We start from the raw sequence: 15737 nt of genomic DNA, 5'->3' as shown, positions 1-15737 counted from the left end.
GTATTTCACTTTGTGCATATGTCTTTTTTATTCTTTAAGAAATAACAGATGTTGTTAATCTAGAAATACACACTTGACGACCTTCATCATCAAATATTTCTATTGACCAGACTTGGTGTGAGCGCCCTAAATGAATAGGTTTGCATACACCTCTTACCTTGCCGTCTCTAGCAGAACGAATGTGGTTAGCGTTAATTTCTAAGCCCACAATTTTCTGTTCGCCTTCAGTACAAAGATAACCCGCAACAGAGCCCAATGTTTCAGCTAAAACAACAGAAGCACCACCATGCAAAAGCCCCAAAGGCTGCTTAGTACGATGATCAACCGGCATTGTTCCTTCAAGATAATCATCACCAAGGCAGGTCAATTTAATACCTAGATGACTCATCATATTATTTTGCCCAATATGATTAAGATGCTCGAGTGTCGTTTCACGTTTCCATATCATGGCATAATCTCCAAAAGTGCCTGTAGTGGGTGTTTTAGCTCAATATTATCAATACGTTTCACTTGACTACGACAAGAGTAACCGGTGCTTAAACAACGCATTGTTGGTAATGTTTTTAATACATTACCCCATGAGAGTTGATAAATGCCCAACGAGTTTTCATAATTATTTAGTTCATGTCCATAAGTACCTGCCATTCCACAACATCCCGTGCTCACAAATTCGAGTTGCTGCCCATAACGTTGGAAAATAGCCTGCCACTGTTTCATACTTTGTGGTAGCGCCGTCACTTCTGTACAGTGCCCGAAAAGATACCATTTTTCAGCATCATCGCGAACTGCTATTGGCTCAGATACCAATTTACTTAGCCATTCATGAACAAGTTGAACATTAAAATCCCCACGTTTATCACCCAGTATTTCACGATATTCATCACGATAACAAAGCACTAATGCAGGATCGACTCCCACCATAGGGATACCTAATTTTGCAACACGATTAAGCATGGTTGAGGTTTTTTGCGCCGTTTTACTAAATTGCTGTAAAAAACCTTTAATATGCTGTGCTTTACCGTTAGGTGAGAATGGCAATAAAACGGGCTTAAATCCAATTTTTTCAATCAGTTTGATAAAATCTGCGACGACTTTCGCATCGTAATAGCTGGTGAAAGGATCTTGAACCACCAGCACATGATGACTACGTTGCTTTTCAGATAACCGCTCTAAGTCTTCTAACGTCATATCTAACGCTTTATGCCCAGCCAATTGCTGTTTTAATGTCGGTGATGACAATAAAGGTAAATCGACCATACCAATAGCGTGTTTACTTAACGATTGCACCAACGGTTGCTTCATAAAAAAGTTAAAGAATCCCGGTGCTTTTGCCATAATCGGCGTTGTTAATTCAACATTAGCAACAATATGGTCTTTTAACGGACGTAAATAACGCTGGTGATAAAGTTCAGTAAACTTAGAACGAAACGATGGTACATCAATTTTAATCGGACATTGCGTTGAACAAGCTTTACAAGCCAAACAACCGTTCATTGCAGCTTTAACTTCATGAGAAAAGTCATATTCGCCACGTTTGGCTTTCCAAGTATTACGTGTTTTCTCGATTAAACCTCTTAAGCTAGGTTTGTTATTTTCTAGGCTAGATTCAAGTTGTTTTGGGCTAACGCCTTGCTCTGTTAATAAGCGTAGCCACTCTCTTACAAGTGCCGCTCGTCCTTTCGGCGAATGAATGCGTTGCCCACTGATTTTCATTGAAGGACACATTGGGCTTTTGGCATCAAAGTTAAAGCAAAGTCCATTACCATTACAATCTAATGCACCCTTAAAATCTTGACGCACAGATAAAGGAATTGTGCGATCAAAAGTACCTCGTTTGATAGTATCAACCTGCTTCATAGGTTCATCGACCTCTAATGGAGGGCATATTTTCCCAGGATTCAGTCTATTTCGAGGATCGAACACCGTTTTGATTTGACGCAGTTCATGATAGAGCGTTTCACCGAAAAATTCGGGGCTGTATTGCGCTCTAAAGCCTTTTCCATGTTCCCCCCAGAGTAACCCACCATATTTGGCTGTTAACGTGACAATGTCATCTGAGATGGATTTCATCAATAATTCTTGTTGTGGATCACACATATCAAGCGCAGGTCTTACGTGCAATACGCCTGCGTCAACATGTCCAAACATGCCATAATTGAGCTGATGGCTGTCAAGTAATGCTCTAAATTCTGTAATATAATCAGCAAGATGCTCTGGTGGCACACAGGTATCTTCTACAAAAGGAATTGGCTTTGCTTGCCCTTTTGCATTACCTAATAAACCAACCGCTTTTTTACGCATGGCATAAATACGGTTTATATCTGCCAGATCTTCACAGACTTGATAACCGATAACACCACTCTGACCTTCTTTCATTAATAAATCTAAGCGTTGGCATAATGATACGACTTGTGATGCGATAAGATTTTCATCATCACCTGCAAATTCAACAATATTAAGGCCTTGCATATCTTTATCAGGTATATCAGTGATCAACTCTTTGACGGAGTGCCACACAATATCTTCACGAGCAAGATTTAAGACTTTGGAATCAACAGTTTCAACAGAAAGTGCATTCGCTTTAACTAAGAAAGGTGCATTACGTAATGCTGAGTCAAAAGAATCGTATTTTACATTGACTAGACTGCGCTGTTTAGGAATTGGCGTGATATCCAGCGTTGCCTCAGTAATAAACGCAAGTGTTCCTTCGGAGCCTGTTAAAATTCTTGTTAAATCAAATCGTTTCATGTCATCACTAAAGACATGACGTAAATCATACCCAGTTAAAAAGCGATTTAATTTAGGAAATTTTTCAAGAATAAGCTTTCGCTGCTCTTTGCAACGAGATAAAACGGTACGATAAACTTTACCGATTGCAGAGCTCTCTTGGGCAATATTTTCTGCTAACGCGGTATCCATAGCCCGCGTTTCAAGCAGTTCACCACCTAATAAAACTGCTCTAACACCGAGAACGTGATCAGAGGTTTTACCATAAACCATTGAACCTTGCCCTGATGCATCGGTATTGATCATTCCACCTAATGTGGCGCGGTTACTGGTAGATAGCTCAGGTGCAAAAAAGAAGCCATACGGTTTTAAAAAGAGGTTTAATTCATCTTTAATGACACCAGCTTCCACTTTTACCCAACGTTCTTCTGGGTTTATCTCGATAATACGTTTCATATAGCGAGATAAATCGACGACAATGCCATCTGTTAAAGCCTGTCCATTAGTCCCTGTTCCTCCTCCTCTTGGAGTCAGAGAAAGAGAATGAAATCGAGGTTCATCAACTAAGCGAGCAATAATAGTTACATCGGCTGTTGAGCGAGGAAAAACAACCGCCTGTGGCAATAACTGGTAAATACTATTATCTGTTGCCATAGTGAGTCTGTCAGCGTAACTGCTCGAGATATCACCGGTAAAACCGTTTTTTCGAAGGGTATCAAGAAATTCTGTTGTGAGTTCACTGACTTGCGGTGCTTGCGATATACGTGGGATCATTTGTTATAGCTCTTTAATCTAATAGTCCACATTGCTTAATTTTAGATGTTGAAATGTATGCTAAGAGGTACTTTGCCTCATTTTGTACTTTCAGACCGATACCTGTTCACCTTATCATACAATTCTGGCAAATTGCGTAGTGATATAAACAACGTGATATTTGCAATGTTTATTCATCTGCTTCTAGCATTTTTATTCGTGTAGGGATTTAAAACCATGGAAAAACCGCAGATCCATACAGATATACCCAAAGTTTTATTCACTGTTCTTTTTATTTCTTTTTTTATTATCGCCAGTTTTTGGATCCTAAACCCCTTTATTGTGGGTTTCATTTGGGCTGGAATGATTGTTGTAGCAACGTGGCCTTTACTTCTTATTATTGAAAAACGGGTAAAATATCGTTGGCTATCAACCATGATAATGATGATTTTGATATTACTGATCTTCGTTATCCCTATTATCTTATTAATTAGTAGCGTCATTGATAATAGTGCCCCCTTAATTGAATTAGCGAAATCACCATCGAATATTCAACCACCGCAATTATTATGGCTTAACGATGTCCCTATGATAGGGAGTAAGCTTTATGATACATGGCACTCTATTCTTGTCTCAGGGGGTAATGCGCTAATCTCAAAAATCCAACCTTATGTTGGGCAAGCTGCAAACTGGTTTTTTGCTCAAGCCTTAAATATTGGTCGATTTGCCCTACATTTGGGGGTGATGTTGTTATTTTCTGGCTTACTGTTTTTACAAGGTGAAAATGTCGTTTCTTGGTTGCGTCATTTTGCTATTCGCTTAGCAGGCCAACGCGGGGATGCCGCAATCTTACTTGCTTCTATGTCTATTCGCGCCGTTGCATTAGGTGTGGTTTTAACTGCCTTAATTCAGGCTATTGTTGGTGGTATCGGCCTTGCTGTATCTGGCGTACCTTATGCTACGGTATTAACCGTCCTTATGTTTATTTGCTGCCTTGCTCAATTAGGTCCTTTATTAGTATTGATCCCTTCAATTTTATGGCTATTTTGGACGGGTGATACCACTTGGGGCATTGTCATGGTGATTTGGGGGGGGGTTGTTGCAACAATGGATGGCGTATTACGACCTTATTTAATCAAGATGGGTGCTGATTTGCCTATGGTATTAATTCTCACAGGCGTTATTGGTGGGATTTTAACATTAGGTATGATTGGTTTATTTATTGGCCCTGTTGTTCTCGCTGTTGCACATAGTTTATTAAATGCATGGATTAATGAAGTACCAAAACCTAATCCTGATTTAACTGAAACAGTAGAATTTATGAATAAAAACTTTATCGAAAAAGAATAAATAATAATGGAGCATGTAAGTGTAGCTACTTACATGCTCTAAAAATAACAGAGCAAAGTTTAATAAAGATTATCAATTTAGGAATAAATCATTATATTTCTATATTAAAACTTACATCTTGAAACAAATTACATTTTTTTAAACCTGTTTGTTACCAGCAAGTTATATTCAATTTTAAATAAACCAATATTCTTTTTATTGAGATAATTCTTAGAGCATAATTAACGCATTTCTCTTAATATAAATATCAACGAAACAAATGTTTCATCGAATTAATAATTTCGCCGTTCATATTAATAGATTAATTGGCGGGATTAAAGAATATAAAATATTGCTGTGTGTAGTCTTTGCCTGTCAGCCGATGATAGGCTTTTTTTTTGCCTATTATTTAATAATTGTATAAAAAAAGCTCACATAATATTGTGAGCTTTTTATTTATAACGATGATATTAATTCTATTGTGCTAATTTTACCCAAGTTTTAATTACGGTATCTGGGTTTAACGATAAACTATCAATTCCCTCTTCCATTAGCCATTGTGCGAAATCTTCATGATCAGAAGGTCCTTGACCACAAATACCCACATATTTTCCATTACGTTTTGCGGCTTGGATTGCCATTGATAATAAGGCTTTCACTGCATCATTGCGTTCATCAAACAGTGCAGAAACCACACCTGAATCTCGGTCAAGACCTAATGTTAATTGGGTCATGTCGTTAGAGCCGATAGAAAAACCATCAAAGTGTTCTAAGAATTTATCCGCTAATAAGGCATTTGATGGAATTTCACACATCATAATGACTTTTAAGCCGTTCTCACCTCGTTTCAGACCGTTTGCCGCTAATTCGTCAATCACTTCTTCAGCTTGGCGTACAGTACGAACAAATGGGATCATGACTTCAACATTTTCTAAACCCATATCATTACGAACACGTTTGACTGCTTCACACTCAAGGGAGAAGCAGCGACGGAAATCGTCAGAAACATAACGACCCGCACCACGGAATCCTAGCATTGGGTTCTCTTCATCTGGCTCATAACGATCGCCCCCTACTAAGTTGGCATATTCGTTAGATTTAAAGTCAGATAAACGAACAATAACGCGTTTAGGCCAGAATGCCGCTGCTAATGTTGCAATCCCTTCCGTTAGTTTACTGATGTAATACTCAACTGGAGATTCATAGCCCGCCATCATTTCATTGATTTCGGCTTTCAGTGCTTCAGTTTGGTCGTCATACTCTAATAATGCACGAGGATGCACACCAATCATGCGGTTAATAATAAATTCTAAACGTGCAAGACCGACACCATCATTTGGTAGGCCAGCAAAATCGAATGCACGATCAGGATTGCCGACGTTCATCATAATTTTGAGCCCTAATTCAGGCATATTATCGATTGCGGAGCTTTGAATAGAAAAATCCAGTTTGCCATCGTAAACAAATCCTGTATCACCTTCAGCACAAGAAACGGTTACAACTTCTCCTTCAGCAATACATTCTGTTGCATCACCACAACCTACAACAGCTGGAATACCCAATTCACGGGCAATAATTGCAGCGTGACATGTTCTACCACCACGGTTAGTTACAATCGCAGAGGCTTTTTTCATGATAGGTTCCCAATCTGGGTCTGTCATGTCAGTAACCAGCACATCACCCGCTTCAATTCTATCCATCTCACTTAAGTTATGAATAACTTTAACGGCACCTGTACCAATACGATGACCAATAGCACGACCTTCAATAATAACAGAGCCACTTTCATTTAACTGATAGCGCTCCATAACTTGTTGGTTAGAACGAACTGTTTCTGGACGTGCCTGAACAATGTATAAACGGCCATTATGTCCATCTTTAGCCCATTCGATATCCATTGGACGACCATAGTGACGTTCAATCAATACAGCTTGTTTAGCCAGCTCTTGAACTTCATGATCAGTCAAAGAGAAACGATTGCGCAGTGACTCTGGTGTATCTTCGATACGAACTTGTTTACCATGTTCAACGCTATCCGCGTAAACCATTTGGATCTTTTTAGAGCCAAGATTACGACGAACAATAGAAGGTAAACCTTTTGCTAAAGTTGGCTTGTGTACATAGAACTCATCCGGGTTAACAGCCCCCTGTACTACCATTTCACCTAAACCATAAGCTGATGTAATAAAGACAACTTGATCAAAGCCAGATTCAGTATCGATAGTAAACATCACACCCGAAGAAGCAAGATCAGAACGCACCATACGTTGAACACCCGCAGATAATGCAACACCACGATGATCATAACCTTGGTGAACACGATAAGAGATTGCTCGATCGTTAAATAACGAGGCAAATACATGTTTGATTGCAACGAGTATGGCATCAATACCTTGAACGTTTAAAAACGTCTCTTGTTGACCTGCAAAAGAAGCATCAGGCATATCTTCTGCAGTCGCAGATGAACGAACGGCAAATGAAGCTTCAGATTCACCTTCACTTAATGTGAGATAAGCATCGCGAATATCTTTTTCAAACTGAGGCGTAAAAGGTGTATCAATTACCCACTGGCGAATTTGATTACCTGCTTGAGCCAGTTGATTAACATCATCAACATCAACGCTATCAAGCAATTCATAAATACGCTGATTGATACCGCTCTGTTCCAGAAAATCATTAAACGCTTGCGCTGTGGTAGCAAACCCATTAGGAACAGAAACACCCAGTTCCGCTAGGTTTGTGATCATTTCACCGAGGGAAGCATTTTTCCCACCAACACGATCAACGTCATTCATACCTAATTGGTTATACCAAAGCACATTGCACGGGGTGAGGCTATTGCTGGACATTGAGAACAATCCTTTTTTAAACAATTATGAGAGAGAGAAAAAAAGAAAAACCCGCTGTCAAAACGACAACTGAAATAAGCGTATCACAATGTGATGCTGAATATAGAAAGGTGAATCGATCAACCAGAAAACTTTATTTTTTTATCCTTTATAATCACTAAAAATGCTTTAGATAATATTGTTTGATTTGCTAATTCAGCTAAAAAAAGGTGAGCGTTATGATATTAAGCTTGAATTCTATTAATTGTGATAATAATGAACCCATTGATAGAACAGTCTTTTTTATCTCTGATGGTACAGCGATTACGGCAGAGGTATTAGGCCATGCGGTACTTTCTCAATTTCCATTAAAAATGAAAAGTTATACATTACCTTTTGTTTCTACTGTGGAAAGAGCTGAAGAAATAAAACAGAAAATCTCTGAAATTTATAAAAAGAGTGGCGTTAAGCCCCTTGTTTTTTATTCTATTATCAGTCCTGAAGTTAAACAGATAATAAATAGCAGTGAAGGTTTTTGTCAGGATATTGTGCAATCTCTCGTAATACCACTTGAAAAAGAAGTAGGGATCCAGGCATCGCCAAAATTAAATAAAACTCATGGACTGACTGAAAAAAATCTTAGTAAATACGATGCTCGTATTGCCGCCATCGAATACACTCTTTCCCATGATGATGGCATATCATTACGTAATCTCGATCAAGCACAAGTGATCTTAATTGGTGTTTCTCGTTGCGGGAAAACCCCCACCAGCCTCTATTTAGCAATGCAATTTGGTATTCAAGCAGCTAACTATCCATTTACTGCGGATGATATGGATTTCTTAAAACTCCCCGCAGAACTAAAAGAATATCAGCATAAATTATTTGGCTTAACCATTGCGCCAGAACGTCTTGCCGCTATTCGTGGTGAACGCCGCGAAAATAGCCGTTATGCCTCTATTCGTCAATGCAGAATTGAATTGTCCGAAGTAGAAGCACTTTTTAGAAAAAACAATATCCCTTATCTCAACACCACGAATTATTCTGTTGAAGAAATTTCAACCAAGGTAATTGATTCTATGGGATTAGCAAGAAGAATGTTTTAACCCTTTATGGCGACTTTTTTATTCGTTTTTCTCTGTGAACGCTGTTGAAATTAGCTGAATTTCGTTTATTGTGATCTTAATCACTGGGTAGACTTACCCTGTATATTTATTGAGATGAATTATGTTAAAGACAGACGAACTACGGACTAAGGCTTTAGACAGTCTGGTAACACCAGAAACCTTAGCAAAAGAGTTCCCCATTTCTGATGAGATAATCCAAAATATCACATCAGCACGTAAACGCATTGAAGCGATCCTTACCGGAGAAGACAAGCGACTATTAGTGATTGTAGGGCCTTGCTCTATTCATGATCCTAAAGCTGCCAAAGAGTACGCCACTAAGCTTAATCAGCTAAAAGAACGCTATCATGACCGCTTAGAAATCGTCATGAGAACCTACTTTGAAAAGCCACGTACGGTCATTGGCTGGAAAGGTTTAATCTCTGATCCTTACCTCGATAACTCTTGCAACGTCAACGAAGGTATTCGCCTTGCAAGAAAGCTATTAATTGAAATAAATGCGTTAGGTTTACCCACTGCAACTGAATTTCTCGATATGGTCACAGGCCAATATATTGCAGATTTAATTAGTTGGGGCGCCATTGGTGCTAGAACGACTGAAAGCCAAGTTCATCGCGAAATGGCTTCTGCGCTTTCTTGCCCTGTTGGCTTTAAAAATGGCACTGATGGTAATACCCGTATTGCGATTGATGCTATCCGTGCCTCTCGTGTTGGTCACACCTTCTTATCGCCAGATAAAAATGGCCGTATGACAATTTACCAAACCAGTGGTAATCCTTATGGTCATATTATTCTGCGTGGAGGTAAAAAACCGAATTATCACGCAAGCGATATCGCTGATGCGGTTGATGCACTAAAACAAGTGGATTTACCAGAGCATCTTATTATCGATTTTAGCCATGGTAACTGTGAAAAAATTCATCGTCGTCAATTAGAAGTAGCCAGAAATGTTGGTCAACAAATTAAAGATGGCTCACAAGCGATTGTTGGCGTGATGGCTGAAAGTTTTTTACAAGAAGGTTCACAAAAAGTGATACAAGATAAACCGCTTAATTACGGACAATCTATCACCGATCCTTGTTTAAGCTGGAATGACACAGAACAACTTCTTGAATTATTAGCACAAGCCGTTGAAAGTCGATTTCAATAAGCTAAATACTAATAAATAGCAAAAAGGAGAGCCTCTGCTCTCCTTTTTTATTGTGTCATTCACACAAAAAAATTGTGTTAACGCAATAATTCACCTTGAGATTGAATAATACTTTGATACCAATAAAAACTTTTTTTACGTTTTCTTTCTAATGAGCCTTTTCCTTGATCATCTCTATCCACATAAATAAAACCATAACGTTTAGACATCTCGGCTTTTGACGCACTCACTAAATCAATCGGTCCCCAACTGGTGTATCCCATTACATCAATACCATCTTCAATCGCTTCACCAATTTGCACCAGATGGTCATTGATGTATTGAATACGGTAATCATCATTGATTTCACCTTCTGGCGTAACTTTATCAATCGCACCAAGCCCATTTTCCACAACAAATAAAGGTCTTTGATAGCGATCCCACAATAGATTAAGCACGATGCGAATACCTTTAGGATCGATTTGCCATCCCCATTCAGAGCTTTCTAAATAAGGATTTGGCACCATACTGAGAATATTCCCTCGCTTCATCTCATATTCTTCTTTATCTGCTGTAATACAACCCGTCATGTAATAACTAAATGACACAAAGTCTACAGTTTGCTTGAGATCCTGACGGTCTTCATCCGTTATCACAACATCAATATGATTATCTTTAAAATAACGCAGCATATAAGAAGGATATTGACCACGACATTGCACATCACCAAAAAATAGCCATTTACGATTTTCGTTCATAGCTTCCCAAACATCATCTGGCTTGCACGTTAATGGATAAACTAAGCCTCCCAATAACATATTGCCGATTTTTGCATCTGGAATAATTTGATGACACGCTTTAACAACCCTGGCACTGGCAACTAACTGATGATGTATGGCTTGATAAATTTCTGATTGCGTTCTTTCACCCGCTAATCCAACTCCCGTCATTGGCGCATGTAATGACATGTTAATTTCATTAAAGGTGAGCCAAAGTTTGACTTTATTTTTATAACGCTGAAAAACACTACGGGCATAATGCTCAAAGAATTCGATAGTTTTACGATTTCCCCAACCACCATATTCTGTTACCAGATGATAAGGCATTTCATAATGAGATAAAGTTATAATTGGCTGAATATTGTATTTAGCCATTTCATCAAATACACGATCATAAAATGCCAGCCCCTCTTCATTAGGCTCAGATTCATTTCCCAATGGAAATATACGACTCCACGCAATAGAGGTTCTTAAACAGGTAAATCCCATTTCGGCAAAAAGTGAGATATCTTTTTCATATTGATGATAAAAATCGATGGCAATATCTTTGATACAAAAACCATTTCTTGTTCTTTCAACCACAGAACCAAAAATACCTTGTGGTTGAACATCTGAAGTACTTAATCCTTTACCCGCAGTTAAATAAGCGCCTTCAACTTGATTAGCGGCGACAGCACCACCCCATAAAAATGTATTAGGAAATTTTTTCATTGTTAACTCCTTATTTGTAATTAACGCTGATAAGCGCTGAACCTGAACTCATCGATTTATTTAATTCCAATCCAGTAATTGAACTGTAATCATCGGTATTACTCACAATAACGGGGGTTGTTAAATCGTAACCAGCCTCAAGAATTTTTTTACGATCAAAGGTGAGTAATAAGTCGCCAGTTTTAAATTTATCCCCTACTTTAACTTTCGGTGAAAAATACATTCCATCTAACTTAACGGTATCAATTCCAACATGAATAAATAACTCGATACCCTTCTCACTTAATAAGCCCAAGGCATGACCCGTTTTAAAAAATGACGCAACTTCACCATCAAAAGGCGCATAAACCTCACCAATACTTGGAATAATGGCGACGCCATCGCCTAATAAACCACTAGCAAAGGTTTCATCTGGTGTGTTTTTTAATAAGATCACCACACCTGATAACGGTGAAAAAATAGTTTCTTGCGTTGGATTTTTCCCAGCGCTATTAAATGGCGTTGCTGGTAATTGAATAGAAGATCTAGACTCTGCGTTATTTTCCTTTTTCAACCCAAATAAGCACGTTGCTATACACGCAAAAACAAATGAAATTAACGAGCCAATAATGGCACCCCAGACGGTGCTATCAATTCCCGTTGCAGGAATAATTTGTGTGAAAGTGAAAATATTTACCAGACCAAACGAAAACGTAAGTGTGTTGCTATAACCGACAATCGCCCCACCAATTCCGCCCCCAATACAAGCAAAAATAAAAGGTCGACGCAGAGGTAAAGTCACTCCATACACCGCGGGCTCAGTAATGCCAAAGATACCCGCTGTTACCGATGAACCAGCCATAATACGTAATTTAGTATCACGAGTTGCCCAGAAAACCCCAAGTGTTGCGCCCACTTGTCCTGCAATTGCGGGTAATAATAGAGGTACAAGCGCATCTTGACCCAATACACTCAGATTATTAATACTAATCGGTATAATGCCCCAATGTAGACCAAAAATAACGCACACTTGCCAAATTGCCCCCATAATCGCACCGGCCACAACAGGTGTTACGTTATAAACAGCTTGGAAACCGTCTGCAATCAGCAAACTTATCCATGTTGCTAAAGGCCCTATAACTAAAAAAGTCAGCGGAACAATAATTAATAGACACAATAACGGAGAAATAAAATTTTTCATGGATGAAGGCAAAATAGTGTTTAATTTTTTTTCTAATAAACAGCTCACCCACGCAGCAAAAATAATAGGAATAACCGACGCACTGTAATTAATAAATGTGACTGGAATACCTAAAAAGTATTCCGTGGTTTGTTGTTGAAATGCCGCAAGCATTAACGGATGCACTAATGCACCACCAATCGCCATAGTTAAAAATGGATTTCCTCCAAATTTATTTCCCGCGGTATAGCCTAAAACAAGCGGGAAAAAATAGAATAGTGAATCACTTGCAGCAAATAGGATCTGATAAGTTCCACTTGAGGCTGACAACCAATTTAAAGTGACGACTAATGATAATAGCCCTTTTAAAATCCCCGACGCAGCCATGATCCCTAATACTGGGGTGAAAATACTGGAAACAATATCTATAAAATGGCTAAAGATATTATCCTTACGTTTTTTCTTTTTGTTATTACTGCTATTTTCACTTTGAGTATTTCTATTTTGTACTTCACCGATAAGAGCAATAATCGCTTTATAAACCTCACTAACATGATTACCAATAACAACCTGAAATTGCCCTCCACTTTCAACGACTGTAATAATGCCTGTGTTCTGCTTTAACACTTCAGCATTGGCTTTAGTGTCATCTTCCAGTTTAAAACGCAAACGTGTTGCACAATGTATAACACTGGCGATATTGCCTTTTCCACCTACATTATCAATGATCTGTTCTGCTAATGTTCGGTATTCCATACTCAATTCCTTTATGACTTAAATAATGAAATGCTTAACCACCAATGAATATGTAAAAAAAAACCTGACTACCCCCATTAATAAATGAGAGTAAATCAGGTTTTGCCTACCGAATATCGGTAGTAACAATCCATCACATTTTAATTTAATATTTTTATATCAACACAATATACCTTAACAATTAATCGTGTCGTTTCTTTCTTATCCGTTCAATATGGATCACTAAAAACATACGCTCTTCATCCGTTAACTCGCGCTGATATTTATTCAGTAAAAACTGACTTATTTTTTCTGCACAGCACCAAGAAAGCGGATAATTTTCTTTGATAACAATATGCATAGAAATATCATCATTAGGCACTGTGTCTCGACTCATCATTCTGTGGGTAAAAAACTTCAAATGCGTAACAAATCTTTGGTAATCTAAAGTATCTTCTTGATATTCAATATTAAAATGATACTTAACAATATTCATGACTTCATGCATGATAGTCATGGTTTCCATCACAGCTGGCATATCACCCGTTAATTGCGCATTAACAAAGTGAAGAGCGATAAATCCCGCTTCATCAACCGGTAATGTTACTTGTAACTCTTGTTCAATCAGCTTTAATCCTTCTAATCCAAGTCGATACTCTTTAGGATATAAACGCTGAATTTCCCACATCATAGTATTTGAAATAGCCAAGCCTTTTTTCTGTCTTTCAATAGCATAATTGCAGTGATCTGTTAACGCGATATAAATATTTTCATTAAGCTCTCCTAATTGGCAGCGAGCAACAGAAATAATACTATCGCAGACTTTCATGACAGAAATTGGAATGTGGCTTAATAACTCACTTAACCGAGAAATAAGTTCGTTGCTACGTAACTCAAATATTTTCTCAATTTTATCTTGTTCAACGTCTTCATTTACTTTCTTTTGAAACGCCAATCCCCTTCCCATAACAACGAGCTCTTGGTTATTTTCACTTAAGGCAATGACCACATTGTTATTTAATATTTTTGCGATCTTCATTTTATTTCCCCAAAAATGAAAAAACCCGATAGTCCCATGACAATTCATGGTCTTATCAGGTTTTGCCTACCAATATCATTGGCAGTAACAATCCAGTAAACTCGCTTTTACTGTAAACAAATCCGAACCGTTATTCAAATCACAAATTTTAAAAGTGTGAGTTTCACATCATTTTTATGCCTCAAAAAGTTTTTTTCATTAGATTTATTTCTCAATTAAACCATTTTATTTATTATTGATTAATTTATTCATTTTTTAATTTTATTTCTTATCTATAAGAGTAAAAATTTTAATCTAACACCACATTCAATCTATTATTTATAAATAATAAAATATGTCCAATTTATTATTATCATATGAACTTGATCACACTTATTAATACTAATCATAAATAGTGTATTTTTTTATTATATTTGGTGCTAACGTTATCGATGTTGGATTGTTACTGTTAAAAACAGGCGAAACCTACGTAAGATAAATAGAACAAGCATAATGCCATTTATGTCTTGTCTCATTTCTCTAGCGTAGGTTTTTTTTTGCTTATTAAAAAGACCATTCTATGGGGATTATTATGAAAAAATGGCTTATAGCATTAATTTTAGCAATAAGTACAACAACCAGTTTTGCTGCAGAAACAGCTATGGATGTTAAAGAAGATGACGGTATCACTATCTATTTTGCTCGTCATGGCAAAACGTTGCTAAATACTTTTGATAGAGTTCAAGGTTGGGTAGATTCGCCATTAACAGAAGATGGTATTCGTGTTGCTCGTTATTTAGGTGAGGGTTTAAAAGGGATCCCTTTTGATAATTTTTATTCTAGCGACGCTGGACGTCAACGTGAAACAATGAGCGTAATATTAAAACAAGCGGGTATCGAGAATTATAAATTAAATGAACTTAATGGATTACGCGAAGCTTTCTTTGGTGGATTTGAAGGCGGATATAATAAAGATATGGCGGATGCAGGTGCAAAACAATTAGGCCTTAAAGATGGCGCGGCTTTATTTGCTCAAATGAAAGCTGGCACCATCACTGCAGAGAAAAACCAAAACGCGTTAGCCGCAACTGATCCTAAAAAAATGACAGAGAATTATCAGCAAGTAAAGGAACGGACTCAAGCTGCACTTCAGACCATTGTTAAAAATGCCCAAGAACGCGGTGATAAAAATATTCTGGCAATTTCATCGGGCATTGCAATGCAAATTATGATCTCTGATTTAACTAATGATATTGCAAAAAATAAACCACTCTCTAATGCCGCTATTGTTAAAATTATTTATAAAGATGGCCAATATACTGTAACTGAAATTGGCACATTAAAATATGTCGAGTTAGGAAAACAGTCTTTAGATAAAAAATAAAATTAATATCTAATCATTCAATGTAGTTATTAAATATAGTTATTCAATATGGTTATTC

10 protein-coding genes are annotated in these 15737 nt (G+C 37.6%); 4 read left to right on the top strand and 6 right to left on the bottom strand.

Annotated features, from left to right (window positions below):
* Positions 1-34: 34 nt before the first annotated feature.
* Both menI and ACNART_RS00560 read right to left on the bottom strand, forming a co-directional pair.
* Positions 35-448 (bottom strand): 1,4-dihydroxy-2-naphthoyl-CoA hydrolase, encoded by a 414-nt coding sequence (gene menI / locus ACNART_RS00565; RefSeq protein ID WP_198632649.1) that lies wholly within the window; start codon positions 446-448, stop codon positions 35-37.
* Complete coding sequence (locus tag ACNART_RS00560; RefSeq protein ID WP_198632650.1) at positions 445-3501, bottom strand: FAD-binding and (Fe-S)-binding domain-containing protein; 3057 nt, start codon at positions 3499-3501, stop codon at positions 445-447. The genes menI and ACNART_RS00560 overlap by 4 nt, the downstream gene beginning before the upstream one ends.
* A gap of 216 nt (positions 3502-3717) precedes the next feature.
* Here ACNART_RS00560 and ydiK point away from each other — a divergent pair, with 216 nt between their 5' ends.
* Positions 3718-4830 carry an AI-2E family transporter YdiK gene (ydiK, locus tag ACNART_RS00555; RefSeq protein WP_198619612.1) on the top strand — a complete coding sequence of 371 codons (1113 nt, stop codon included), beginning with the start codon at positions 3718-3720 and terminating at the stop codon, positions 4828-4830.
* A gap of 455 nt (positions 4831-5285) precedes the next feature.
* On the opposite strand, the gene ppsA is transcribed toward ydiK, so the two are convergent.
* Positions 5286-7658: a phosphoenolpyruvate synthase gene (gene ppsA, locus ACNART_RS00550; RefSeq protein WP_198619613.1), complete on the bottom strand. Its 2373-nt coding sequence runs from the start codon at positions 7656-7658 to the stop codon at positions 5286-5288.
* Positions 7659-7876: 218 nt separating this feature from the next.
* Between ppsA and ACNART_RS00545 the strand changes: the two genes are divergently transcribed.
* Together ACNART_RS00545 and ACNART_RS00540 are read left to right on the top strand one after the other, a co-directional pair.
* Positions 7877-8743, top strand: coding sequence for a pyruvate, water dikinase regulatory protein (locus ACNART_RS00545; protein ID WP_198619614.1), 867 nt, complete (start codon positions 7877-7879; stop codon positions 8741-8743).
* Positions 8744-8864: 121 nt separating this feature from the next.
* Positions 8865-9914, top strand: a complete 1050-nt coding sequence (locus tag ACNART_RS00540) for a 3-deoxy-7-phosphoheptulonate synthase (RefSeq protein WP_198619615.1) — start codon at positions 8865-8867, stop codon at positions 9912-9914.
* A gap of 77 nt (positions 9915-9991) precedes the next feature.
* Here the strand turns inward: ACNART_RS00540 and ACNART_RS00535 are convergent, their stop codons facing one another.
* The 3 genes from ACNART_RS00535 to licT all read right to left on the bottom strand — a co-directional run bounded on the left by ACNART_RS00535 (position 9992) and on the right by licT (position 14316).
* Positions 9992-11383, bottom strand: a complete 1392-nt coding sequence (locus ACNART_RS00535; RefSeq protein WP_198619616.1) for a glycoside hydrolase family 1 protein — start codon at positions 11381-11383, stop codon at positions 9992-9994.
* A 10-nt stretch (positions 11384-11393) separates the two neighbouring features.
* Positions 11394-13298, bottom strand: coding sequence for a PTS beta-glucoside transporter subunit IIABC (gene bglF, locus ACNART_RS00530; RefSeq protein ID WP_198629816.1), 1905 nt, complete (start codon positions 13296-13298; stop codon positions 11394-11396).
* Between the two features lie 181 nt (positions 13299-13479).
* A complete protein-coding gene (licT, locus tag ACNART_RS00525; RefSeq protein WP_198619618.1) occupies positions 13480-14316 on the bottom strand; it encodes a BglG family transcription antiterminator LicT in 837 nt (278 codons plus the stop codon).
* Between the two features lie 571 nt (positions 14317-14887).
* Between licT and ACNART_RS00520 the strand changes: the two genes are divergently transcribed.
* Entirely contained in the window at positions 14888-15679 is a 792-nt protein-coding gene (locus ACNART_RS00520) for a histidine phosphatase family protein (RefSeq protein ID WP_368926818.1), read from the top strand.
* Positions 15680-15737: the final 58 nt, after the last annotated feature.

This window comes from Proteus sp. LHD240705, assembly GCF_047921555.1.
In the GTDB taxonomy this organism is placed as follows: domain Bacteria; phylum Pseudomonadota; class Gammaproteobacteria; order Enterobacterales; family Enterobacteriaceae; genus Proteus.
This window is presented reverse-complemented; position numbering and strand designations above follow the sequence as displayed.